The sequence below is a fragment of the Streptomyces sp. NPDC005898 genome (assembly GCF_040629635.1).
GTDB lineage: Bacteria > Actinomycetota > Actinomycetes > Streptomycetales > Streptomycetaceae > Streptomyces.
Window position 1 is genome coordinate 93,672 of the sequence record NZ_JBEXWC010000015.1, and the last position, 23,513, is coordinate 117,184.

The following is a 23,513-nucleotide window of genomic DNA, read 5'->3' on the forward strand; positions in this document are numbered from 1 at the left end:
GCGAAGGAAATTCCGTCCCGTGAATATCGTGACCCTCCTCCCGTTCATCGTGCTCATCGGGGCCATGTTCCTGATGACCCGGTCGGCGAAGAAGAAGCAGCAGGCCGCCGCGCAGATGCGTAACGACATGCAGCCCGGCACCGGCATCCGCACGATCGGCGGCATGTACGCCACCGTCAAGGAGGTCCACGACGACGCCGTCCTCCTTGAGGTGGCCCCCGGTGTCCACGCGGTTTACGCGAAGAACGCGATCGGCGCCGTACTGGCCGACGACGAGTACAACCGCATCGTGCACGGCACCGAGGACGACCTGAACGAGGACGCCCCCGTCGTTCCGGACGACGCCTCCTCCCTGACCGCGCCCGCCGAGCCCGCCGACGCCTCCGACGACTCGCGCATCGACCTCGGCAAGAAGGACGCGGCCGACGAGGCCGGCACCGCCGGCGACGCGAAGCCGAAGAAGACCGACGGCGAGTCCGACGCGAAGTAGTCACGACCGGGACCCGAGGGGCGCGCCGCTCGCGCACCACGGGTCCCGGACCACGTGCATTTCGCGCCGAGTCTCGACACCACTTCATGGCCGCCCGCCCGGGCCCGCCCCGCACCGCTCGGGGCCGGACCGTATGCCGGGCGGTTGGACAGGGAGAACGAGAAGGTGGCAGCACCGAAGAAGGGCCGAAGGCAGAGCGCACCGGGCAAACCGGGTCGCGCACTGGCCTTCATCCTGATCGCCCTCGTGGCGCTGACCGGGGGAATGTTCCTTTCCGGGCACACCACACCGCGCCTGGGCATCGACCTCGCGGGTGGTACGAGCATCACGCTCGAGGCGAGGAACGAGCCGGGCCAGGAGAACGCGATCAACCCGACCAACATGAACACGGCTGTTGACATCATCAACAACCGCGTCAATGGTCTGGGTGTCTCCGAGGCCGAGGTCCAGACCCAGGGCGAGAAGAACATCATCGTCAACATCCCCAAGGGGACGGACGAGAAGCAGGCCCGCGACCAGGTCGGCACGACCGCGCAGCTCTATTTCCGCCCGGTGATCACCCAGGCCCCCAGCGGCCCGGCCCCCGAGCCGTCCCCCAGCTCCTCGTCCAAGACGGACAAGGAGAAGGACAAGGACAAGGCCACCGACAAGGACAAGGCGGCCGACAAGGCCACGGACCAGGCGACCTCCCCGACCGCCACCGCGTCCCCCCAGGGCCGTGCCGTCAGCGAGGCCCTGAAGGCCGACCCGACCACGCCCCCGTCGGACAAGGACAAGGACAAGGCCGAGGACGGCAAGAAGAAGGACGGCAAGAAGGACCCGGCGCCCACGCCGTCCGCCGATCCCGCCACGGCCAAGCTCCAGGCGCAGTTCGCCAAGCTGGACTGCACGGACAAGAAGGCCCGGGGCGCGGCAGGCGAGGGCGTCAAGCCGTCCGAGCCGACCGTCGCCTGCGGCAAGAGCCCCGACGGCAAGACGTGGGACAAGTTCATCCTCGCCCCGGCCGAGGTCAACGGCAAGGACGTCGACGAGGCGCAGGCGACGATCAACCCGCAGAGCGGTGCCTGGGTCGTCAACATGGACTTCACCAAGGACGGCTCGAAGAAGTTCGCGAAGGTCACGAGCAAGCTCTCGACGCAGCAGCCCCCGCAGAACCAGTTCGCCATCGTCATGGACCGCGAGGTCGTCTCGGCCCCCAGCGTCCGGACCACCCTGACCGCCAACGCCGAGATCTCCGGCAGTTTCAACCAGGAGTCCGCCAAGGAGCTGGCGAACATCCTGTCGTACGGTGCCCTGCCGCTCACCTTCCACGAGCAGAGCGTCACCACGGTCAGCCCGGCCCTCGGCGGCGAGCAGCTCAAGGCGGGCCTGATCGCGGGCGCCATCGGCCTCGCGCTCGTCGTGATCTACCTCGTGGTGTACTACCGCGGCCTGTCGCTCATCGCCATCGCGAGCCTCCTGGTCTCCGCGGCCCTGACGTACACGATCATGACGCTGCTCGGACCGACCATCAAGTTCGCGCTGAACCTGCCCGCGGTCTGCGGCGCCATCGTCGCCATCGGCATCACGGCGGACTCGTTCATCGTCTTCTTCGAACGCGTCCGTGACGAGGTCCGTGAGGGACGCACGCTGCGCCCCGCCGTCGAGCGGGCCTGGCCGCGCGCCCGGCGCACCATCCTGGTCTCCGACTTCGTGTCGTTCCTCGCCGCCGCCGTCCTGTTCATCGTGACGGTCGGCAAGGTGCAGGGCTTCGCGTTCACGCTCGGTCTGACCACGCTGCTGGACGTCGTCGTGGTCTTCTTCTTCACCAAGCCGCTGATGACGCTCATGGCACGCAAGAAGTTCTTCGCGAACGGCCACAAGTGGTCCGGCTTCGACCCCAAGCGGCTCGGCATCAAGCCCCCGATCCGCCGGTCCCGCCGCGCCACCGGCTCATCCGTTGGCCCTGTCGACCCGAAGGAGGCGTGAGATGTCGAAGCTCGGCAATCTCGGCGCCAGGCTCTACCACGGCGAGGTCGGCTACGACTTCATCGGCAAGCGCAAGATCTGGTACGCCGTCTCGATCCTGATCACCATCACGGCCATCGTCGGCCTGGCGGTGCGCGGCCTGAACATGGGCATCGAGTTCGAGGGCGGTGCGGTCTTCAACACCCCGAAGACCACCGTCTCCGTCGCGCGGGCCGAGGAGTCCGCGGAGAAGGCCTCGGGCCATGACGCGATCGTCCAGAAGCTGGGCGACGACGCCATGCGCATCCAGATCGCGGGCGTGGACATCGACAAGTCCGACCAGATCAAGAAGGCCCTGGCCAGCGACCTCGACGTCAAGGCCGAGGAGATCAACGCCGACCTGGTCGGCCCCAGCTGGGGCGAGCAGGTCGCCAACAAGGCCTGGCAGGGCCTGGCGATCTTCATGGTCCTCGTGGTGATCTATCTGGCCATCGCCTTCGAGTGGCGCATGGCCCTCGCGGCCCTGATCGCGCTGATCCACGACATCACGATCACCGTCGGTGTCTACGCGCTGGTCGGCTTCGAGGTCACCCCCGGCACGGTGATCGGTCTGCTGACCATCCTCGGTTACTCGCTCTACGACACGGTCGTGGTCTTCGACAGCTTGAAGGAGCAGTCGAAGGACATCACCAAGCAGACGCGCTTCACCTACAGCGAGATCGCCAACCGCAGCATCAACGGCACCCTGGTGCGCTCCATCAACACCACGGTCGTCGCGCTGCTCCCGGTGGCGGGCCTGCTGTTCATCGGTGGCGGCGCGCTCGGCGCCGGCATGCTCAACGACATCTCGCTGTCGCTGTTCGTCGGCCTCGCGGCCGGCGCGTACTCCTCGATCTTCATCGCGACGCCGCTCGTCGCCGACCTCAAGGAGCGCGAGCCGCAGCTGAAGGCCCTCAAGAAGCGGGTGCTCGCCAAGCGCGCGTCGGCCGCGGCCAAGGGGGACTCGGCGGAGGAGCCCGAGTACGCGGACGCCGAGCCGCGGGACGGCGTCTCCGACGACGCCGCACCGGCCGTCGTGGGTCCGCGGGCCCAGCCCGCCTCCCGCGGCCGCGGCAAGGGCCGTCCCTCGGGGAAGCGCCGATGACCGCGTCGACGGACGTCACGGAGCTGCTGCTGAGCCGCATCCGCGACGTCCCGGACTACCCGATCCCGGGCGTGACGTTCAAGGACATCACCCCGCTGCTCGCCGACCCGGCGGCCTTCGCGGCGCTCACGGAGACGCTGGCCGACCTCTGCGTGCGCCACGGCGCCACGAAGATCGTCGGCCTGGAGGCCCGGGGCTTCATCCTCGGCGCCCCGGTCGCGCTCCGCGCCGGGCTCGGCTTCATCCCCGTACGCAAGGCGGGCAAGCTCCCCGGCGCGACGCTGCGCCAGCGCTACGACCTGGAGTACGGCAGCGCCGAGATCGAGGTGCACGCCGAGGACCTGGCCGCGGGCGACCGCGTCATGGTCATCGACGATGTCCTCGCCACCGGCGGCACCGCGGGCGCCTCGCTGGACCTGATCCGGCGCTCGGGCGCCGAGGTGGCCGGAGTCGCGGTCCTCATGGAGCTCGGCTTCCTCCAGGGCCGGCACAAGCTGGTCGAGGCGCTGGCCGGGGCGCCCCTGGAGGCCCTCATCACCGTCTGAGGCGACACGCACGACGACGCGACGGACGTCCCGCACCGGCCGGGGCGTCCGTCGCGCTGTAAGCTCCCGGAGGCTCGCGCGGCCGAACAGGGCGCCTGGCGGGGAATCGCCGCCCGGCCCCGGGCGTTCCCTCCAGTACGGAGGCGTCCCACCCGCCGCAGGCGAGCCGAGCCCCAGGATCGATACCATGGGTACTTCGGGGCCTGTCCGGGGGACCCGATCGCGCACAGGGAGCGCTCTTGCCAGACGAGTCCCAGCCACTCACCGCCGCCAAGGCCGCCCAGCGGGCCCAGCAGGCCTCGGCGGGCTCCGTCGCGCCCGCGAAGAAGGCAGAGGGCGCCCAGGGCGACACGTCCGCGCAGCGCGCCCGGCAAGAGGTCTCCCGGGGCGACAAACCGGCCGAGCAGCCTCGCCCGCAGCCGCCCGCCGACCACCACCCGACGGCCCCGGCGGTCCGTCCGGCCGCCGGCCAGCCCGCGCGCTCCGGCTCCTCCAACCGGGTGCGGGCCCGCCTCGCCCGGCTCGGCGTCCAGCGTTCGAACCCGTACAACCCGGTCCTGGAGCCCCTGCTGCGGATCGTGCGCAGCAACGACCCCAAGATCGAGACGTCCACGCTCCGCCAGATCGAGCGGGCCTACCAGGTCGCCGAGCGCTGGCACCGCGGGCAGAAGCGCAAGAGCGGCGACCCGTACATCACCCACCCGCTCGCCGTGACGACCATCCTCGCCGAGCTGGGCATGGACCCCGCCACGCTGATGGCCGGTCTGCTGCACGACACGGTCGAGGACACCGAGTACGGCCTGGACACCCTGCGGCGCGACTTCGGCGACCAGGTCGCCCTGCTCGTCGACGGCGTCACCAAGCTCGACAAGGTCAAGTTCGGCGAGGCCGCGCAGGCCGAGACGGTCCGCAAGATGGTCGTCGCCATGGCCAAGGACCCCCGCGTCCTGGTCATCAAGCTCGCCGACCGCCTGCACAACATGCGCACCATGCGCTACCTCAAGCGCGAGAAGCAGGAGAAGAAGGCGCGCGAGACCCTGGAGATCTACGCGCCGCTCGCCCACCGCCTGGGCATGAACACCATCAAGTGGGAGCTGGAGGACCTCGCCTTCGCGATCCTCTACCCCAAGATGTACGACGAGATCGTGCGCCTGGTCGCCGAGCGCGCCCCCAAGCGCGACGAGTACCTCGCCATAGTGACCGACGAGGTCCAGGCCGACCTCCGCTCCGCCCGCATCAAGGCCACCGTCACCGGCCGCCCGAAGCACTACTACAGCGTCTACCAGAAGATGATCGTCCGCGGCCGTGACTTCGCGGAGATCTACGACCTGGTGGGTATCCGCGTCCTCGTCGACACGGTCCGCGACTGCTACGCGGCGCTCGGCACCGTCCACGCGCGATGGAACCCGGTCCCCGGCCGGTTCAAGGACTACATCGCGATGCCGAAGTTCAACATGTACCAGTCGCTGCACACGACGGTCATCGGCCCCAACGGCAAGCCCGTCGAGCTGCAGATCCGCACGTTCGACATGCACCGCCGCGCCGAGTACGGCATCGCCGCGCACTGGAAGTACAAGCAGGAGGCCGTCGCCGGCGCCTCGAAGGTGCGCACGGACGTGCCGAGGAAGGCCGGCGGCAAGGACGACCACCTCAACGACATGGCGTGGCTGCGCCAGCTCCTGGACTGGCAGAAGGAGACCGAGGACCCCAGCGAGTTCCTCGAATCGCTGCGCTTCGACCTCTCGCGCAACGAGGTCTTCGTCTTCACGCCCAAGGGTGATGTCATAGCGCTTCCCGCCGGCGCCACCCCCGTCGACTTCTCCTACGCGGTGCACACCGAGGTCGGCCACCGCACCATAGGGGCGCGGGTCAACGGCCGCCTCGTACCGCTCGAATCGACCCTGGACAACGGCGACCTGGTGGAGGTCTTCACCTCCAAGGCCGCGGGCGCGGGCCCCTCCCGCGACTGGCTCGGCTTCGTCAAGTCGCCGCGGGCGCGCAACAAGATCCGCGCGTGGTTCTCCAAGGAGCGCCGCGACGAGGCCATCGAGCAGGGCAAGGACGCCATCGCGCGCGCCATGCGCAAGCAGAACCTGCCCATCCAGCGGATCCTGACCGGCGACTCCCTGGTCACGCTCGCCCACGAGATGCGCTACCCCGACATCTCGTCCCTGTACGCGGCGATCGGCGAGGGCCATGTCACCGCGCAGTCCGTCGTGCAGAAGCTCGTCCAGGCCCTCGGCGGCGAGGAAGCCGCCAACGAGGACATCGCCGAGAGCGCGCCGCCCTCACGCGGCCGCAGCAAGCGCCGCTCCAACGCCGACCCGGGCGTCGTCGTCAAGGGCGTCGAGGACGTGTGGGTCAAGCTGGCCCGCTGCTGCACGCCCGTCCCCGGCGACCCCATCATCGGCTTCGTCACGCGCGGCAGCGGCGTCTCGGTGCACCGCAGCGACTGCGTGAACGTGGACTCGCTCTCCCGCGAGCCCGAGCGGATCCTGGAGGTCGAGTGGGCGCCCACCCAGTCCTCCGTCTTCCTGGTCGCCATCCAGGTCGAGGCGCTGGACCGCTCACGCCTCCTGTCGGACGTCACGCGCATCCTCTCGGACCAGCACGTGAACATCCTCTCGGCGGCGGTGCAGACCTCGCGCGACCGCGTCGCCACCTCCCGCTTCACCTTCGAGATGGGCGACCCCAAGCACCTGGGGCACGTGCTCAAGGCCGTCAGGGGAGTGGAAGGCGTGTACGACGTCTACCGGGTCACGTCGGCGCGCCGGCCCTGACTCCCGTTGCACATGGGCCCGCCCCCGGCGCAGCAGCGCCGGGGGCGGGCCCATGTGTCGTGCGGGCTGTCAGCCGCCGAACTCGTGCAGACCCTTGAGGGCCTGGTCGAGAAGCGCCTGGCGGCCCTCGAGTTCCTTCTGGAGCTTGTCGGCCCTGGCGTTGTTGCCGGCCGTGCGCGCCTTCTCGATCTGCTCCGTCAGCTTGTCCACCGCCGCCTGCAGCTGCCCCGTCAGGCCCTCGGCCCGAGCCCGTGCCTCCGGGTTCGTGCGACGCCACTCGGCTTCCTCGCACTCCTGCAGCGCCCGCTCCACGGCCTGCATGCGGCCCTCGACCTTCGGACGCGCGTCCCGCGGGACGTGACCGATGGCCTCCCAGCGCTCGTTGATGGAGCGGAACGCGGCACGGGCCGCCTTCAGATCCGTCACCGGGACGAGCTTCTCGGCCTCGTCGGCCAGCTCCTCCTTGAGCTTGAGGTTCTCGCCCTGCTCGGCGTCGCGCTCCGCGAAGACCGCGCTGCGCGCCGCGAAGAAGACGTCCTGGGCGCCGCGGAAGCGGTTCCACAGATCGTCCTCGTGCTCACGCTGGGCGCGGCCCGCGGCCTTCCAGTCGGTCATCAGCTCGCGGTAGCGCGCGGCCGTCGGGCCCCAGTCCGTCGAACTCGACAGTGCCTCCGCCTCGCCGACCAGCTTCTCCTTGGCCTTGCGGGCCTCCTCGCGCTGCGCGTCCAGCGAGGCGAAGTGCGCCTTGCGGCGCTTGGAGAACGCCGAGCGGGCGTGCGAGAAGCGGTGCCACAGCTCGTCGTCCGACTTGCGGTCCAGGCGCGGCAGACCCTTCCAGGTGTCCACCAGGGCCCGCAGCCGCTCGCCCGCCGACCGCCACTGGTCGCTCTGGGCCAGCTCCTCGGCCTCGACGACCAGGGCCTCCTTGGCGTGCCGCGCCTCGTCGGACTGCTTGGCCTTCTGCGCCTTGCGCTCCTCGCGGCGGGCCTCGATGGTCTCCACCAGCTTGTCGAGCCGCTTGCCCAGCGCGTCCAGATCGCCGACCGCGTGCGCCTCGTCGACCTGCTGGCGCAGGTGGTCGACGGCGGTCATCGCGTCCTTGGCGGACAGGTCGGTCGTCTTCACCCGGCGCTCGAGGAGTCCGATCTCGACGACCAGGCCCTCGTACTTGCGCTCGAAGTAGGCGAGGGCCTCGTCAGGAGATCCTGCCTGCCACGAACCGACCACTCGCTCGCCGCCGTCGGCCGTACGCACGTACACGGTCCCCGTCTCGTCGACGCGGCCCCACGGGTCGCTGCTCACAGCGCCTCCTCCACATGATGCCTGCACAGGGCCGTCGGGCCCCCGGCATCGTCCACAGTTTCGTCACCGCCAACATAGGCGACCGGCGGGGCGGCTGTCCGCATCCCGCACGAGCGAAGTTTGCCCGGCGGGCTCAGGATTTCGTGACGGTGGCCCTGTCGATGACGACCGTCGCGTTCGGGGCGCCGTCGCCCTGCCCGGAGCTCTCCCCGGCGGCGGCGATCTTCTTGAGCACCTTCATCCCGGAATCGGAAATGGTCCCGAACGGTGTGTAGTCGGGCGGGAGCTGACTGTCCCGGTAGACGAGGAAGAACTGGCTGCCGCCGGTGTCGCGGCCCTTCTTCGTCCGGGCGTTGTACTGGTTCGCCATGGCGACCGTGCCCGCCGGATAGACGTTCCCCTTCAGTCGCTTGTCCTTGAGGTTCTCGTCGGGGAGCGAGTAGCCGGGGCCGCCCTCCCCGGTGCCCTTCGGGTCGCCGCACTGCAGGACGGCGACACCGCCGGTGGTGAGGCGGTGGCACGCGGTGTGGTCCAGGTAGCCCTTGTTCACCAGGAAGTCGAAGGAGTTGACGGTGTGCGGGGCCTTCGCGGCGTCCAGGTCGAGCGCGATGTCGCCGCAGGTCGTCTCCAGCCGCATCGTGTAGTCGGCGGACCGGTCGATCTTGAGCGCCGGCTCCTTCGGGAAGCTCAGCGGCTTCACCTTGCCGGGCGCCGCCTTCCCGCAGGGGTCCTTCGGCGTGCGGCTGGGCGACGCCGCCGCGTCGTCCTTCGTCGAGTCGTCACCGTCGAAGGCGCCCGCCGCGTACGACACCGCGCCGGCCGCCACCACCACCGCGAGCGCCCCCGCGAGCACGCCGTTGCGCAGGCGCGCCCTGCGCCGCGCGGCCTCGCGCCGCCGCTGCTGACGCTCGAACTTCTCCCGGGCGAGCTGCCGCCGCCGCTGATCGCTGCTGACCACCGGGTGATCTCCTCTTTCCGCTGCTGCCCCGGTCCTTTCGCGGGACCGCCTGAATGTGCCCCGTACCGTATATGGGTTCGCTGTGGAATCGGCAGCGCCGGTAGGCTCTGACCCACCGCGATCTCCCGACGGGGATCCGCGGTCCCTCCCACCGGACGACGAACGAAGGACGATCGTGCTCATTGCCGGGTTCCCCGCCGGGGCCTGGGGCACCAACTGCTACGTGGTCGCCCCCGCCGCAGGCGAGGAGTGCGTGATCATCGACCCGGGCCACCAGGCCGCCCAGGGAGTCGAGGACGCACTCCAGAAGCATCGGCTCAAGCCCGTCGCGGTCATCCTCACCCACGGCCACATCGACCATGTCGCCTCGGTCGTCCCGGTGTGCGGGGCGCACGACGTGCCCGCCTGGATCCACCCCTCGGACCGGTACATGATGAGCGACCCTGAGAAGGCTCTCGGCCGCTCCATCGGGATGCCGCTCATGGGCGAGCTGACGGTCGGGGAGCCCGACGACCTGCGGGAGCTGACCGACGGCGCCGAACTGAGGCTGGCCGGCCTCGACTTCTCCGTCGCGCACGCGCCGGGCCATACGAAGGGGTCGGTGACCTTCCGGATGCCCGAGACGGCCGAGATCCCCTCGGTCTTCTTCTCGGGCGACCTGCTCTTCGCCGGCTCCATCGGACGCACCGACCTGCCCGGCGGCAGCCACCCCGAGATCCTTCGTTCGCTGGCCCGCGTGTGCCTGCCGCTCGACGACTCGACCGTGGTGCTGTCCGGCCACGGCCCCCAGACATCCATCGGCCAGGAGCGCGCCACCAACCCGTATCTGCGGCAGGTGGCCGCGGCCCGTCAAGGCCACAGGGCGGACCCCGCGTCCGCCCCGCGACGAGGAATGTGACGAGAGAACACCCGTGAGCACCTTCAAGGCCCCCAAGGGCACCTACGACCTGCTGCCGCCCGACTCGGCCAAGTACCTCGCGGTCCGCGAGGCGATCGCCGCGCCGCTGCGCAACTCCGGCTACGGCTACATCGAGACGCCCGGCTTTGAGAACGTCGAGCTGTTCGCGCGCGGCGTGGGCGAGTCCACCGACATCGTCACCAAGGAGATGTACGCCTTCGAGACCAAGGGTGGCGACAGGCTCGCCCTGCGCCCCGAAGGCACCGCCTCCGTGCTGCGCGCCGCGCTGGAGGGCAGCCTGCACAAGGCCGGCAACCTCCCCGTCAAGCTCTGGTACTCCGGCTCGTACTACCGCTACGAGCGCCCCCAGAAGGGCCGCTACCGCCACTTCTCCCAGGTCGGCGCCGAGGCGATCGGCGCCGAGGACCCGGCGCTCGACGCCGAGCTGATCATCCTCGCCGACCAGGCGTACCGCACGCTGGGCCTGCGGAACTTCCGCATCCTGCTCAACTCCCTGGGCGACAAGGAGTGCCGCCCCGTCTACCGGGCGGCGCTCCAGGACTTCCTGCGCGGCCTCGACCTGGACGAGGAGACACGTCGACGTGTCGACATCAACCCGCTCCGCGTCCTGGACGACAAGCGCGCCGACGTCCAGAAGCAGCTCGTGGGCGCCCCCTCGCTGCGCGACCACCTGTGCGACGCCTGCAAGGCGTACCACGAGCAGGTCCGTGAGCTGATCACGGCGGCGGGCGTCGCCTTCGAGGACGACGAGAAGCTCGTCCGCGGCCTGGACTACTACACCCGTACGACCTTCGAGTTCGTCCACGACGGCCTCGGCTCGCAGTCGGCGGTCGGCGGCGGCGGGCGCTACGACGGCCTGTCCGAGATGATCGGCGGCCCCTCGCTGCCCTCGGTGGGCTGGGCCCTCGGCGTGGACCGCACGGTGCTCGCCCTGGAGGCGGAGGGCGTCGAGCTCGAACTGCCCTCGCCCACCAGCGTCTTCGCGGTGCCGCTCGGCGACGAGGCGCGCCGCGTGCTCTTCGCCAAGGTGACCGAACTGCGCAAGGCCGGCGTCGCGGCGGACTTCAGCTACGGCGGCAAGGGCCTCAAGGGCGCGATGAAGAACGCCAACCGCAGCGGCGCCCGCTTCACCGTCGTCGCCGGTGAGCGTGACCTCGCCGAGGGCGTCGTACAGCTCAAGGACATGGAGTCCGGCGAGCAGGAAGCCGTCGCGGTGGACGAGATCGTCGCCGTCCTGAAGGGCAAGCTGGCCTGACCGGACGGGGATGTCCAACGGCCGGTGGACACACAGGTACATGCGGCACAATGTGCGTGCCCACAGGCCTCCACAAGTGACGGAACGGCGTGATGACCAAAACGATCTCGGCGCAGGACCAGGACGCGGACCACGGCGAGCGGGCGGCCGCTCCAGGCGCCGTCGGCGGGAGCCGTGGGCTGGCACTGCTCCTGCTGATCACGGGCGCGGCCGGACTGCTCGCCGCCTGGGTCATCACGCTGGACAAGCTGGAGCTGCTGAAGGACCCGAACTTCCAGCCGGGCTGCAGCATCAACCCCATCGTCTCGTGCGGCAGCATCATGAAGAGCGAGCAGGCGGAGGTCTTCGGGTTCCCGAACCCGATGCTCGGCCTGGTCACCTACGGCATCGTGGTCTGCGTCGCCATGAGCCTGCTCGCCGGGGCCCGCTTCCCGCGCTGGTACTGGCTGACGTTCAACGCGGGCACGCTCTTCGGCGTCGGCTTCTGCACCTGGCTGATGATCCAGTCGCTGTACCACATCAACGCGCTCTGCCTGTGGTGCTGCCTGGCCTGGGCCGCCACCCTGCTGATGTTCTGGTACGTCACGTCGTTCAACGTCCGCGCCGGCTTCCTGCCCGCGCCGCGCTGGGCCAAGAGCTTCCTTGAGGACTTCACCTGGGCCCTGCCCGTGATGCACATCGGCGTCATCGCGATGCTGATCCTCACGCGCTGGGGCGCCGACCTCTGGGCCTGACCCGGCCCGGGCCGCTGCCGCCCGCCCCGGTCCAGGACGAATTGTCAGTGGCGTGACATAGGGTTTTCGACGTGGAACCCGACCTGTTCACCGCCGCAGCCGAAGACCGCCAGGAGAAGGACCCCTCCAGCAGCCCCCTGGCCGTCCGGATGCGCCCGCGCACCCTCGACGAGGTCGTCGGCCAGCAGCATCTGCTGAAGCCGGGTTCCCCCCTGCGCCGCCTCGTCGGCGAGAGCGGGGGAGGCCCGGCCGGACCGTCCTCCGTCCTCCTGTGGGGCCCGCCCGGCATCGGCAAGACGACTCTCGCGTACGTCGTCTCCAAGGCCACGAACAAGCGCTTCGTCGAGCTCTCCGCGATCACCGCGGGCGTCAAGGAAGTGCGCGCGGTCATCGACGGCGCCCGCCGGGCCATGGGCGGCCACGGCAAGGAGACCGTCCTCTTCCTCGACGAGATCCACCGCTTCAGCAAGGCCCAGCAGGACTCCCTCCTGCCGGCCGTCGAGAACCGCTGGGTGACGCTGATCGCGGCGACCACCGAGAACCCGTACTTCTCGATCATCTCCCCGCTCCTGTCCCGCTCCCTGCTGCTCACCCTCGAACCGCTCACGGACGACGACCTGCGCGACCTGCTGCGCCGGGCGGTCACCGACGAGCGGGGCCTCGGCGGTGCCGTCGAGCTGCCGCGGGAGGCCGAGGAGCACCTGCTGCGCATCGCGGGCGGCGACGCCCGGCGCGCGCTCACCGCCCTGGAGGCGGGCGCCGGCTCGGCCCTCGCCAAGGGTGAGGAGACGATCAGCCTCCAGACGCTGGAGGAGTCCGTCGACCGCGCCGCGGTGAAGTACGACCGCGACGGCGACCAGCACTACGACGTCGCGAGCGCCCTCATCAAGTCCATCCGCGGCTCCGACGTGGACGCGGCCCTGCACTACCTGGCCCGCATGATCGAGGCCGGCGAGGACCCCCGCTTCATCGCGCGCCGCCTGATGATCTCCGCCAGCGAGGACATCGGCCTCGCCGACCCGACCGCCCTGCCCACCGCGGTCGCCGCCGCCCAGGCCGTCGCCATGATCGGCTTCCCGGAGGCCGCGCTCACCCTGAGCCACGCCACGATCGCCCTCGCCCTGGCCCCGAAGTCGAACGCGGCGACGATCGCCATCCAGCAGGCCCAGGCCGACGTCCGCGCCGGCCTGGCCGGCCCCGTCCCGCCCCACCTGCGCGACGGCCACTACAAGGGCGCCGCCAAGCTCGGCCACGCCCAGGGGTACGTGTACCCGCACGACGTCCCCGGCGGCATCGCGGCCCAGCAGTACGGCCCGGACACCATCGAGGGCAAGCGCTACTACCGGCCCACGAGGTACGGCGCCGAGGCGCGGTACGCCGACGTGGTCGAGCGGGTCCGCGCCCGGCTCAAGGGCGAGCAGCCCGAGAGCCAGGGCCCCGGCTGAGGCACCCCGCCGCACCCGGTACACTTGCCCGAAGTGCTGCGTCCCGTGTCCGGTCTCGTACCGGCACCACCAGAACGGGACATCCAGCCGGAACCCCCGCGCCGCGAGGCACAGGGGATCCAGGAGCGTCGCGCACCGTCGAAGGTGTCGCGGGCAGCCCACCACCACCCCGGAGCCCGGGAATCGGTCGGTGGCCACTCGCGTGCTGCACATAGTGCCCAGACCAGGGAGCGGCTGCCTCACGGCCCAGGGCCCACCGGCCCAGGCCCACGGGGTTTCCCAGGCTGCGGATGCGACCTCCCCTAACCACTGGTGAAGCCGAATTCCATTGAACAGAGAGGTTGGTTCATGCCGAACCAGTCCCGCCCCAAGGTCAAGAAGTCGCGTGCTCTTGGCATCGCGCTGACCCCGAAGGCCGTCAAGTACTTCGAGGCCCGCCCCTACCCGCCGGGCGAGCACGGCCGTGGGCGCAAGCAGAACTCGGACTACAAGGTCCGTCTGCTGGAGAAGCAGCGTCTGCGCGCGCAGTACGACGTGTCCGAGCGCCAGCTCGTCCGCGCCTACGAGCGTGCCGCCAAGACGCAGGGCAAGACCGGTGAGGCCCTGGTCATCGAGCTGGAGCGTCGTCTCGACGCCCTGGTTCTGCGTTCGGGCATCGCCCGCACGATCTACCAGGCCCGCCAGATGGTCGTGCACGGCCACATCGAGGTCAACGGCGGCAAGGTCGACAAGCCGTCCTTCCGCGTCCGGCCGGACGACGTCGTCATGGTCCGCGAGCGCAGCCGCGAGAAGCCGCTGTTCCAGGTCGCGCGCGAGGGTGGCTTCGCCCCCGACGGCGAGACCCCGCGCTACCTCCAGGTGAACCTGAAGGCCCTGGCCTTCCGCCTGGACCGCGACCCGAACCGCAAGGAGATCCCCGTGATCTGCGACGAGCAGCTCGTCGTCGAGTACTACGCCCGCTGACCCGGACGTAGCTCACCCTGCTTCAGCCCGTCGCCGCTCCGCCCTTCCGGGCGGGGCAGGCGGCGGGTTCGCTCGTTCCCGGGCTCGGTGCGCAGGGCCCTGGCCACCGCCGCCCGCAGACCGAGCCCCGCGCCCGTGCGCACGCACTCCTCGTACCGCTCGTCGCCGAGCGCCGCGCGGGCCTTCTCCTCGCACAGCACGTGCGGCGCCCCGAAGTGGTCCGAACCGAACAGCGGCAGCCCCACCGAGGGCCAGACGCGCGACGCCGCGCCCTGCAGCACCGCCGCCTCCGCCGGATCGCCCTCCGCCGCCGTGAACAGCGCGAGCAGCTCCATGGACAGCACCGTGCCCAGCAGATCGTGGAAGCGGTGGTCGAGATCGAGGGACTCGGTGAGCAGCTCACGCGCCCGCCCGCTCTCGCCGCGGGTCCAGGCCGCGTACCCGAGGACGTAGAGGGCGTAGGCGAGGGCCCAGCGCTCGCCGTGGTCCGCACAGACGCGGCGCACCTCCTCGCACAGCTCCACCGCGCCGGCCAGCTCGCCGCGGAACGCCAGGGCCATGGCCAGCTCGACCTGGCCCATCAGGACATTGCTGTTCAGCTCACCGATCTCGCGGTAGCGCTCCAGTGCCGAGCGCAGCAGCCGCTCCGCACGCGGGATGTCGTCCGTGACCAGGGCCAGGCAGCCGATGCGGTGCTCGGCGTAGGCCGCCGCGATCGCGCTGCCGGAACGCTCGGCGCCGTCGCGGCAGGCGTGCAGCGCTCCCAGGGCGGCGACCGTGTCCCCCTGGAGCACCGCCACATAGCCGAGCACCCACAGCGCCTTGAGCCGCGAGTCCTCGTGGCCGCCGTCCAGCTCCAGTGCCCGGTCGAGCCAGTGCCTGCCCTCCGCCAGGCGCCCGCAGCCCACCCAGCAGAACCACAGCGTGCCCGCGAGGTACTGCCCCAGGTGGGCCTCGCCCGGCTCGGTCAGGCAGAACTCCAGCGCCGCCCGCACATTGGGCAGCTCGACGTCGACGAGGGCGGCGACCTCCTCCTGGCGCGGGGAGAACCACTCCAGCTCGCACCAGGTGGCGAGCCCCATGTACCAGTCGCGGTGCCTGCGCCGCAGCCGGGTGGCCTCGCCCGCGGCCGCCAGCCAGTCGGCGCCGTACGCCCGCACCGTGTCGAGCATGCGGTAGCGCACGCCCGCCGGGCCCTCCTCGCGGTTCACCACGGACTGCGCGAGCAGTTCGTCCAGTACGCCGAGGACCTCGTCGGCCCGCAGTCCGTCCCCGGCGCAGATGTACTCGACGGCCTCCAGGTCGAACTGCCCCGCGAACACCGAGAGCCGCGACCACAGGAGCCGCTCCCTGGGCGCGCACAGCTCGTGGCTCCAGCCGATGGCCGTCCGCAGCGTCTGGTGGCGGAGCGGCACATCGCGCCGGGCGCCGGTCAGCAGCCGGAAGCGGTCGTCGAGCCGGGCGAGCAACTGCGCGGGGGAGAGCGCCCGCAGCCGGCCCGCCGCCAGTTCGACCGCGAGCGGGATGCCGTCCAGGCGCCGGCACAGCTCCAGCACGTCCGCGCGGTTGCCGTCGTCCACGGCGAAGCGGGGCAGGCCGGCCGCCGCCCGGTCGGCGAACAGCGCCGCCGCGTCCTGTTCCGGCAGCGGCGCGAGGGCGATGAGCCGCTCGCCGCCGGTCTCCAGCGGTCTGCGCCCCACCGCGAGCACCCGCAGCCCGGGGGAGTGCACGAGCAGGTCCCGCACCAGCGAGGCGCAGGCGTCCACGAGGTGCTCGAAGCCGTCCACGACGAGGAGCACGTCCCGCTCCGCGAGGTGCTCGCGCAGCACCTGACGCGGCGGCCGGCTCGTGTGGTCGGTCAGCCCCAGCGCCTCGGCGACGGCGTGCTCCACCAGCTCCGCGTCCCGCAGCGGCGTCAGGTCCACCAGCCAGGCGCCGTCGCGCGGCCGGACCCCCGCGGCCGCCCGCACGGCAAGCCGCGACTTCCCGACCCCGCCGACGCCGGTCACGGTGACCAGCCGGCCGGCTTCCAACGCCGCGGCCAGCTCGGTCAGTTCGGTGGTGCGCCCGATGAAGGCGTTGAGCTCCAGCGGGAGATTGCCGGGTTGAGAGCGTCGCATGGGGTACGGAGCGTACTCATCCGCGTGCGGTCCGTACAATCACCGGGCCCGTTCCCATGACAGTCCCGGTGACAGCGCGCGGAATGCGGTACAGACGCGAGGCCCCGGCGCGATAGGCTCGGGGGACGACTTTTCGATGTTCAGGGACGATGTCTCAGGGAGCGGTGCCAAGTGTCCGGTGGAGAGGTTGCCGGGATCCTGGTGGCCGTCTTCTGGGCGATCCTGGTCTCCTTCCTCGCGGTGGCGCTCGCGAGGCTGGCCCAGACGCTCAGGGCGACCACCAAGCTCGTCGCGGACGTGACCGAGCAGGCGGTCCCGCTGCTGGCCGACGCCTCCACCGCGGTGCGCTCCGCGCAGACGCAGATCGACCGCGTCGACGCCATCGCCTCCGACGTCCAGGAGGTCACGTCGAACGCCTCGGCGCTGTCCACGACGGTCGCCTCCACCTTCGGCGGCCCGCTCGTCAAGGTGGCTGCGTTCGGATACGGCGTCCGCCGGGCCATCAGCCGCAAGGCCGACCCCGAAATGAACGACATGCCCGCCAAGCCGTCCCGTCGTACGGTGATCGTGGGCCGTACCGTCCCCTCCGCACGGCGGAGGAAGCGGGACAACCGGAATAAGAGGGACTGACGCAGCGATGTTCCGCCGCACGTTCTGGTTCACCGCGGGCGCAGCCGCCGGCGTATGGGCCACCACCAAGGTCAACCGCAAGCTCAAGAAGCTCACGCCCGAGAGCCTGGCCGCGCAGGCGGCGAACAAGGCGATCGAGGCGGGCCACAAGCTGAAGGACTTCGCGCTCGACGTCCGCGACGGCATGCTCGAACGCGAGGCCGAGCTGGGCGAGGCGCTCGGCCTCAACCGCCACCCCGACGCCGAACTGCCGCCCGAGCGCCGCTTCGCGGTCATCGAGAACCACAGCAACAAGAACACCGACAAGAAGACGCTGTACGTCGAGAAGTCTCCGAACACGACGTACTCGTACAACCGGAATGAGGACCACTGATGGAGTCGGCTGAAATCCGCCGCCGCTGGCTGAGCTTCTTCGAGGAGCGCGGGCACACCGTCGTCCCTTCGGCGTCGCTCATCGCGGACGACCCGACTCTGCTGCTGGTCCCCGCCGGCATGGTGCCCTTCAAGCCCTACTTCCTGGGCGAGGTCAAGCCGCCCGGCCCGCGCGTCACCAGCGTGCAGAAGTGCGTGCGCACCCCCGACATCGAAGAGGTCGGCAAGACCACCCGGCACGGCACGTTCTTCCAGATGTGCGGCAACTTCTCCTTCGGCGACTACTTCAAGGAAGGCGCCATCGAGCTGGCCTGGGAGCTGCTCACCGGCTCCGTGGCCGACGGCGGCTTCGGCCTCGACCCCGAGCGCCTGTGGATCACGGTCTACCTCGACGACGACGAGGCCGAGCGGATCTGGCGCGACAAGATCGGCGTCCCCGCCGAGCGCATCCAGCGCCTGGGCAAGAAGGACAACTTCTGGTCCATGGGCGTCCCCGGCCCCTGCGGCCCCTGCTCCGAGATCAACTACGACCGCGGCCCCGAGTTCGGCGTCGAGGGCGGCCCGGCCGTCAACGACGAGCGGTACGTGGAGATCTGGAACCTGGTCTTCATGCAGTACGAGCGCGGCGCCGGTGACGGCAAGGAGGACTTCCCGATCCTCGGCGAGCTCCCGTCGAAGAACATCGACACGGGCCTCGGCCTGGAGCGCCTCGCCATGATCCTGCAGGGCGTACAGAACATGTACGAGACCGACACCCTGCGCGTCGTGATGGAGAAGGCCACCGAGCTGACCGGCGTGCGCTACGGCGCCGAGCACGGCTCGGACGTCTCCCTGCGCGTGGTCGCCGACCACATCCGTACGTCCGCCATGCTCATCGGCGACGGCGTCACCCCCGGCAACGAGGGCCGCGGATACGTCCTGCGCCGCATCATGCGCCGCGCCATCCGCAACATGCGCCTGCTCGGCGCCACCGGCCCGGTGGTCCAGGAGCTCATCGACGTCGTGATCAACACGATGGGGCAGCAGTACCCCGAGCTGCTCACCGACCGCAAGCGCATCGAGACCGTCGCCCTCGCCGAGGAGGGCGCGTTCCTCAAGGCCCTCAAGGGCGGCACGAACATCCTCGACACGGCCGTCACCGAGACCAAGGCCGCCGGCGGCAAGGTCCTCTCCGGCGACAAGGCGTTCCTGCTGCACGACACGTGGGGCTTCCCGATCGACCTCACCCTGGAGATGGCCGCCGAACAGGGCCTGTCCGTGGACGAGGACGGCTTCCGCCGCCTGATGAAGGAGCAGCGGGACCGCGCCAAGGCCGACGCCAAGGCCAAGAAGACCGGCCACGCCGATCTGCACGCCTACCGCGAGATCGCCGACACCGCGGGCGCCACCGACTTCACCGGCTACTCCCTCACCGAGAACGAGGCCGTGATCGTCGGCCTGCTGGTCAACGGCGTCTCCTCGCCCGCCGCCACCGAGGGCGACGAGGTCGAGATCGTCCTGGACCGCACCCCCTTCTACGCCGAGGGCGGCGGCCAGATCGGTGACACCGGCCGGATCCGCCTGGACAGCGGCGCCCTCGTGGAGATCCGCGACGTGCAGAAGCCGGTCCCCGGGGTGCACGTCCACAAGGGAGTCGTGCAGGTCGGCGAGATCACCGTCGGCGCCCCGGTGTGGGCCTCGATCGACGCGCACCGCCGTCGTGCCATCGCCCGCGCCCACTCCGCCACGCACCTCACCCACCAGGCGCTGCGCGACGCGCTCGGCCCCACGGCCGCCCAGGCCGGTTCGGAGAACCAGCCCGGCCGCTTCCGCTTCGACTTCGGTTCGCCCTCCGCCGTGCCCACGGCCGTGATGACGGACGTCGAGCAGAAGATCAACGAGGTCCTCGCCCACGAGCTGGACGTCCAGGCCGAGGTCATGTCGATCGACGAGGCCAAGAAGCAGGGCGCCATCGCCGAGTTCGGCGAGAAGTACGGCGAGCGCGTGCGCGTGGTGACCATCGGCGACTTCTCCAAGGAGCTGTGCGGCGGTACGCACGTGCACAACACCGCCCAGCTCGGCCTGGTGAAGCTGCTCGGCGAGTCCTCCATCGGCTCCGGTGTGCGCCGCATCGAGGCCCTGGTCGGCGTCGACGCCTACAACTTCCTCGCCAAGGAGCACACGGTCGTCGCCCAGCTCCAGGAGCTGGTCAAGGGCCGCTCCGAGGAGCTGCCCGAGAAGATCTCCGGCATGCTCGCCAAGCTGAAGGACGCCGAGAAGGAGATCGAGAAGTTCCGCGCGGAGAAGGTCCTCCAGGCTGCCGCCGGTCTCGTCCAGGGCGCCAAGGACGTCCGCGGTGTCGCCGTCGTCACCGGCCAGGTGCCGGACGGCACGGGCGCCGACGACCTGCGCAGGCTCGTCCTCGACGTGCGCGGCCGCATCCCCGGCGACCGTCCGGCGGTCGTGGCCCTCTTCACCACGGCCAACGGCAAGCCGCTCACGGTCATCGCCACCAACGAGGCCGCCCGTGAGCGCGGCCTCAAGGCCGGCGACCTGGTCCGCACCGCCGCCAAGACCCTCGGCGGCGGTGGCGGCGGCAAGCCGGACGTCGCCCAGGGCGGCGGCCAGAACCCGGCCGCCATCGGCGACGCCATCGCCGCCGTCGAGCGCCTCGTCACCGAGACGGCCTGATGACCGAGCCCGCCCGGGGCATGCGCAGGGGCCGACGTCTCGCCGTCGACGTCGGTGACGCCCGGATCGGGGTCGCCTCGTGCGACCCCGACGGGATCCTCGCCACACCGGTCGAGACGGTGCCGGGACGCGATGTCCCGGCCGCCCAGCGCCGGTTGCGGCAGCTGGTCGAGGAGTACGAGCCGATCGAGATCGTCGTCGGCCTCCCTCGCTCCCTGAACGGGCGCGAGGGGCCGGCGGCCGCGAAGATCCGCGCGTTCACCCGGGACCTCGCCCGCATGGTCGCCCCCGTCCCGGTGCGGCTGGTGGACGAGCGGATGACCACGGTGACGGCCAGTCAGGGCCTGCGCGCCTCGGGCGTGAAGTCCAAGAAGGGCAGGTCCGTCATCGACCAGGCGGCCGCGGTGATCATCCTTCAGCAGGCCCTGGAGTCCGAACGGGCGTCAGGGAAGGCACCCGGCGAGGGCGTCGAAGTGGTCATCTGATCGCGATACGGTAACGTTCCGCGCGATGCGGCGGTGTTCGAACAGCTGCCGCACAGCATCAAGAGGCGGAACGGTTGCCCGGCCATCCCAACGGCGGCCCTGCCTCGCGGCATGTAGGGGATCGATGACTGAGTATGGCCGGGGCCCAGGCTCCCAACCGTGGCATCCGGAGGACCCGTTGTACGGGGACGGCGGATGGGCGGGACAGCAGCCCGCGGGCGGGCAGTCCGGCTACGGCGGCCAGGAGCAGTACCAGCAGCCGCACCAGCATCAGCAGCCGCAGCAGCCCCAGCAGCACGGGCAGTCCCAGCAGTCGCAGCACGGCGGCGACTGGAACACCGGTCAGCAGGCCGGCTACGACCAGTCGGCCCACGACGGCGGTCAGCAGCGGTACGAGGGCGACCCGGCGCAGCAGTACAACGGCGGGCACGACTCCCACAGCGCTGGCTGGGACGCCGGGCAGCAGGAGCAGGTCCCCTACGCCGGCGACCCGATGGACCCCTACGGCGGCCGGCAGCCCGGCTACGGCCAGGAGAGCCCCGACTACTACGCCACGTCCGAGGCCTACGCGCCGCCGGAGCCGCCCGGCCGCCGGCGGGCTCCGGAGCCGGACCCCGAGGGCGACTGGGACCCGGGGCCCGACCAGGGCGAGCACGCCTTCTTCGCGGGCGGCGACGACGAGGACGACGAGGAGCCCGGCCGCCGCGGCGGCCGCGGTGACCGGCGCGGGGGACGCGGCGGCAAGAAGCAGAAGAAGCGCCGCAACGGCTGCGCCTGCCTGGTCGTGACGCTTGTCTTCGCGGGCGGCCTCGGCGGCGTCGGCTACTTCGGATACCAGTTCTACCAGGACCGCTTCGGCACGGCCCCGGACTACGCGGGTGACGGCTCGGGCAAGGTCACCGTCGACATCCCCAAGGACGCCGGCGGTTACGAGATCGGCGCCAAGCTGAAGGCGGCCGGCGTCGTCAAGAGCGTCGACGCCTTCGTCTCCGCCCAGGGCAAGCACCCGCAGGGGCAGACCATCCAGGCGGGCGTCTACACGCTCAAGAAGGAGATGTCCGCCGCGAGCGCGGTCAAGCTGATGCTCAGCCCCAAGAGCCGCAGCAACCTCATCATTCCCGAGGGCCGCAGGAACCAGTGGGTCTACGGCGAGATCGACCGGCGCCTGGAATTGGCGAAGGGCACCACGGAAAAGGTCGCCAAGACCGAATGGAAGACCCTCGGACTTCCCAAGTGGGCCAATACCAACAAGGACATCAAGGACCCGCTGGAAGGATTCCTCTTCCCCGCCAGCTATCCCGTCGCCAAGGGCCAGAAGCCCGCGGACGTCCTGCGCAAGATGGTCGCCCAGGCCAATGAGAAGTACGAGGAACTGGACCTGGCCTCGAAGGCCGGCGAGCTGAATCTGAAGGACCCGCTACAGGTCCTGACGGTGGCGAGCCTGGTCCAGGCGGAGGGCAAGCACAAGCACGACTTCGAGAAGGTCGCGACGGTCGTCTACAACCGCCTGAAGCCCGACAACACCGAGACCTACGGCCTGTTGGACTTCGACTCCACGGTGAACTACCTCAAGGGCGAGTCCAAGCTCGCCACCGGTTCGGTCGACGAGCTGCGCAAGATCAAGGACCCGTACAACACCTACAAGATCAAGGGTCTGCCGCCCGGACCGATCAGCAACCCCGGTGAGGTGGCGCTGCTCTCCGCACTCCACCCGGCCAAGGGGGACTGGTACTACTTCGTCTCGGTCAGCGAGGACAAGACGCTCTTCGCCGAGACGAACGAAGAGCAGAACCGCAACCGCGAGAAATACCTGAAGGGGCAATGAGCGCGCACCAGCGTCGAGCCGCCGTGCTCGGCTCCCCGATCGGCCACTCCCTCTCGCCGGTACTGCACGGCGCCGCTTATGCGGAGCTGGGGCTGACCGACTGGACGTACGACCGTTTCGAGATCGACGAGGCGGCGCTGCCCGAATTCCTCGGGGAAATCGGCCCGGAATGGGCGGGGCTCTCCCTGACGATGCCGTTGAAGCGGGCGATCATTCCGCTGCTCGACGAGATCAGCGACACCGCCGCCTCGGTGGAAGCCGTGAACACCGTGGTGTTCACCGGGGACGGCCGCAAGGTCGGGGACAACACCGACGTCCCCGGCATGGTCGCCGCGCTGCGCGAACACGGCATCGAGCAGGTGGACTCCGCCGCGATCCTCGGCGCCGGCGCCACCGCCTCCTCCGCGCTCGCCGCCCTCGCGCGGATCTGCACGGGCGAGGTGGTCGCGTACGTACGCAGTGACACGCGCGCCGCCGAGATGCGGCAGTGGGGCGAGCGGCTCGACGTGGAGGTCAGGACCGAGGACTGGGAGGACGCCAGAGAGGCGCTGAGCGCACCGCTGGTGATCGCCACGACCCCGGCGGGCGCCACGGACGCGCTGGCCGCCCTGGTGCCCGAGCGCCCGGCGACCCTCTTCGACGTGCTGTACGAGCCGTGGCCCACCACGCTCGCGGCCCGCTGGTCGGCGTACGGCGGAGCGGTCGTCGGCGGACTCGACCTGCTCGTGCACCAGGCGGTGCTCCAGGTCGAGCAGATGACCGGCCGCACCCCCGCGCCGCTGGACGCCATGCGCAGGGCGGGGGAACACGCGCTCGCCGAGCGGTAGCCCTCGGGGGGATGACGCCGTGTCCGCGAGGTGGGCGCGGCGTCCGCCTGGTGGACCGGAGGCCGGGAGCGCCCCGCGGACGTGGGAGGATCGGGGGCGGCG

The 23,513-nt window shown here is 70.7% G+C and carries 19 protein-coding genes; 16 read left to right on the plus strand and 3 right to left on the minus strand.

Translation table 11 applies throughout. The features are described 5' to 3' along the window. The first annotated feature begins 19 nt into the window (after nt 1–19). The 5 genes from yajC (at nt 20) to ABZ385_RS21110 (ending at nt 6,906) form a co-directional block, all read left to right on the plus strand. Nucleotides 20–490, plus strand: coding sequence for a preprotein translocase subunit YajC (gene yajC / locus ABZ385_RS21090; RefSeq protein WP_358699430.1), 471 nt, complete (start codon nt 20–22; stop codon nt 488–490). A 165-nt stretch (nt 491–655) separates the two neighbouring features. Next, nucleotides 656–2,458 carry a protein translocase subunit SecD gene (secD, locus tag ABZ385_RS21095; RefSeq protein ID WP_358912583.1) on the plus strand — a complete coding sequence of 601 codons (1,803 nt, stop codon included), beginning with the start codon at nt 656–658 and terminating at the stop codon, nt 2,456–2,458. A gap of 1 nt (nt 2,459) precedes the next feature. Then, a complete protein-coding gene (gene secF / locus ABZ385_RS21100) occupies nt 2,460–3,581 on the plus strand; it encodes a protein translocase subunit SecF (RefSeq protein ID WP_358912585.1) in 1,122 nt (373 codons plus the stop codon). Next, nucleotides 3,578–4,126 carry an adenine phosphoribosyltransferase gene (locus ABZ385_RS21105; RefSeq protein WP_358699427.1) on the plus strand — a complete coding sequence of 183 codons (549 nt, stop codon included), beginning with the start codon at nt 3,578–3,580 and terminating at the stop codon, nt 4,124–4,126. Before secF ends, ABZ385_RS21105 begins: the two co-directional genes overlap by 4 nt. A gap of 239 nt (nt 4,127–4,365) precedes the next feature. Then, the gene (locus tag ABZ385_RS21110) at nt 4,366–6,906 is read left to right on the plus strand and encodes a bifunctional (p)ppGpp synthetase/guanosine-3',5'-bis(diphosphate) 3'-pyrophosphohydrolase (protein ID WP_358912587.1); all 2,541 of its coding nucleotides are present in this window, start codon (nt 4,366–4,368) and stop codon (nt 6,904–6,906) included. A gap of 69 nt (nt 6,907–6,975) precedes the next feature. Here ABZ385_RS21110 and ABZ385_RS21115 read toward each other — a convergent pair whose 3' ends face one another. Both ABZ385_RS21115 and ABZ385_RS21120 read right to left on the minus strand, forming a co-directional pair. Further along, the gene (locus tag ABZ385_RS21115; RefSeq protein WP_358583942.1) at nt 6,976–8,208 is read right to left on the minus strand and encodes a DUF349 domain-containing protein; all 1,233 of its coding nucleotides are present in this window, start codon (nt 8,206–8,208) and stop codon (nt 6,976–6,978) included. Nucleotides 8,209–8,341: 133 nt separating this feature from the next. Then, nucleotides 8,342–9,166: a peptidylprolyl isomerase gene (locus ABZ385_RS21120; protein WP_358697975.1), complete on the minus strand. Its 825-nt coding sequence runs from the start codon at nt 9,164–9,166 to the stop codon at nt 8,342–8,344. 175 nt (nt 9,167–9,341) lie between these two features. Between ABZ385_RS21120 and ABZ385_RS21125 the strand changes: the two genes are divergently transcribed. The 5 genes from ABZ385_RS21125 (at nt 9,342) to rpsD (ending at nt 14,482) form a co-directional block, all read left to right on the plus strand. After that, nucleotides 9,342–10,064 carry an MBL fold metallo-hydrolase gene (locus tag ABZ385_RS21125; protein ID WP_358912589.1) on the plus strand — a complete coding sequence of 241 codons (723 nt, stop codon included), beginning with the start codon at nt 9,342–9,344 and terminating at the stop codon, nt 10,062–10,064. Nucleotides 10,065–10,077: 13 nt separating this feature from the next. Beyond that, nucleotides 10,078–11,340 (plus strand): histidine--tRNA ligase, encoded by a 1,263-nt coding sequence (gene hisS / locus ABZ385_RS21130; protein ID WP_358697978.1) that lies wholly within the window; start codon nt 10,078–10,080, stop codon nt 11,338–11,340. Nucleotides 11,341–11,432: 92 nt separating this feature from the next. After that, complete coding sequence (locus tag ABZ385_RS21135) at nt 11,433–12,074, plus strand: vitamin K epoxide reductase family protein (protein ID WP_358583950.1); 642 nt, start codon at nt 11,433–11,435, stop codon at nt 12,072–12,074. A gap of 71 nt (nt 12,075–12,145) precedes the next feature. Continuing rightward, on the plus strand, nt 12,146–13,519 hold the full coding sequence (locus ABZ385_RS21140) for a replication-associated recombination protein A (protein ID WP_358912591.1): 1,374 nt from the start codon (nt 12,146–12,148) through the stop codon (nt 13,517–13,519). A 348-nt stretch (nt 13,520–13,867) separates the two neighbouring features. Further along, the gene (gene rpsD / locus ABZ385_RS21145) at nt 13,868–14,482 is read left to right on the plus strand and encodes a 30S ribosomal protein S4 (RefSeq protein ID WP_358583954.1); all 615 of its coding nucleotides are present in this window, start codon (nt 13,868–13,870) and stop codon (nt 14,480–14,482) included. On the opposite strand, the gene ABZ385_RS21150 is transcribed toward rpsD, so the two are convergent. Further along, nucleotides 14,470–16,602, minus strand: coding sequence for an AAA family ATPase (locus tag ABZ385_RS21150; RefSeq protein WP_358912593.1), 2,133 nt, complete (start codon nt 16,600–16,602; stop codon nt 14,470–14,472). The genes rpsD and ABZ385_RS21150 overlap by 13 nt on opposite strands. A gap of 171 nt (nt 16,603–16,773) precedes the next feature. Here ABZ385_RS21150 and ABZ385_RS21155 point away from each other — a divergent pair, with 171 nt between their 5' ends. From ABZ385_RS21155 to ABZ385_RS21180, 6 genes are all read left to right on the plus strand, one after another. Then, nucleotides 16,774–17,232 carry a DUF948 domain-containing protein gene (locus tag ABZ385_RS21155; protein WP_358583958.1) on the plus strand — a complete coding sequence of 153 codons (459 nt, stop codon included), beginning with the start codon at nt 16,774–16,776 and terminating at the stop codon, nt 17,230–17,232. A 7-nt stretch (nt 17,233–17,239) separates the two neighbouring features. After that, nucleotides 17,240–17,605, plus strand: a complete 366-nt coding sequence (locus ABZ385_RS21160; RefSeq protein ID WP_358912595.1) for a DUF6167 family protein — start codon at nt 17,240–17,242, stop codon at nt 17,603–17,605. Next, nucleotides 17,605–20,274, plus strand: a complete 2,670-nt coding sequence (gene alaS, locus ABZ385_RS21165; protein WP_358583961.1) for an alanine--tRNA ligase — start codon at nt 17,605–17,607, stop codon at nt 20,272–20,274. Before ABZ385_RS21160 ends, alaS begins: the two co-directional genes overlap by 1 nt. A gap of 20 nt (nt 20,275–20,294) precedes the next feature. Continuing rightward, nucleotides 20,295–20,759, plus strand: coding sequence for a Holliday junction resolvase RuvX (gene ruvX, locus ABZ385_RS21170; RefSeq protein WP_358583998.1), 465 nt, complete (start codon nt 20,295–20,297; stop codon nt 20,757–20,759). 124 nt (nt 20,760–20,883) lie between these two features. Beyond that, nucleotides 20,884–22,584 (plus strand): endolytic transglycosylase MltG, encoded by a 1,701-nt coding sequence (gene mltG, locus ABZ385_RS21175; RefSeq protein ID WP_358697647.1) that lies wholly within the window; start codon nt 20,884–20,886, stop codon nt 22,582–22,584. After that, complete coding sequence (locus ABZ385_RS21180; protein ID WP_358912597.1) at nt 22,581–23,411, plus strand: shikimate dehydrogenase; 831 nt, start codon at nt 22,581–22,583, stop codon at nt 23,409–23,411. Before mltG ends, ABZ385_RS21180 begins: the two co-directional genes overlap by 4 nt. The last annotated feature ends 102 nt before the right edge of the window (nt 23,412–23,513 follow it).

Coding starts and splice junctions, on each gene's coding strand:
- ruvX (WP_358583998.1), top strand. CDS start 20,295: ATGCGCAGGGGCCGACGTCTCGCCGTCGACGTCGGTGACGCCCGGATC.
- ABZ385_RS21160 (WP_358912595.1), top strand. CDS start 17,240: ATGTTCCGCCGCACGTTCTGGTTCACCGCGGGCGCAGCCGCCGGCGTA.
- ABZ385_RS21180 (WP_358912597.1), top strand. CDS start 22,581: ATGAGCGCGCACCAGCGTCGAGCCGCCGTGCTCGGCTCCCCGATCGGC.
- secF (WP_358912585.1), top strand. CDS start 2,460: ATGTCGAAGCTCGGCAATCTCGGCGCCAGGCTCTACCACGGCGAGGTC.
- mltG (WP_358697647.1), top strand. CDS start 20,884: ATGACTGAGTATGGCCGGGGCCCAGGCTCCCAACCGTGGCATCCGGAG.
- rpsD (WP_358583954.1), top strand. CDS start 13,868: ATGCCGAACCAGTCCCGCCCCAAGGTCAAGAAGTCGCGTGCTCTTGGC.
- ABZ385_RS21135 (WP_358583950.1), top strand. CDS start 11,433: ATGACCAAAACGATCTCGGCGCAGGACCAGGACGCGGACCACGGCGAG.
- alaS (WP_358583961.1), top strand. CDS start 17,605: ATGGAGTCGGCTGAAATCCGCCGCCGCTGGCTGAGCTTCTTCGAGGAG.
- ABZ385_RS21150 (WP_358912593.1), bottom strand. CDS start 16,602: ATGCGACGCTCTCAACCCGGCAATCTCCCGCTGGAGCTCAACGCCTTC.
- ABZ385_RS21105 (WP_358699427.1), top strand. CDS start 3,578: ATGACCGCGTCGACGGACGTCACGGAGCTGCTGCTGAGCCGCATCCGC.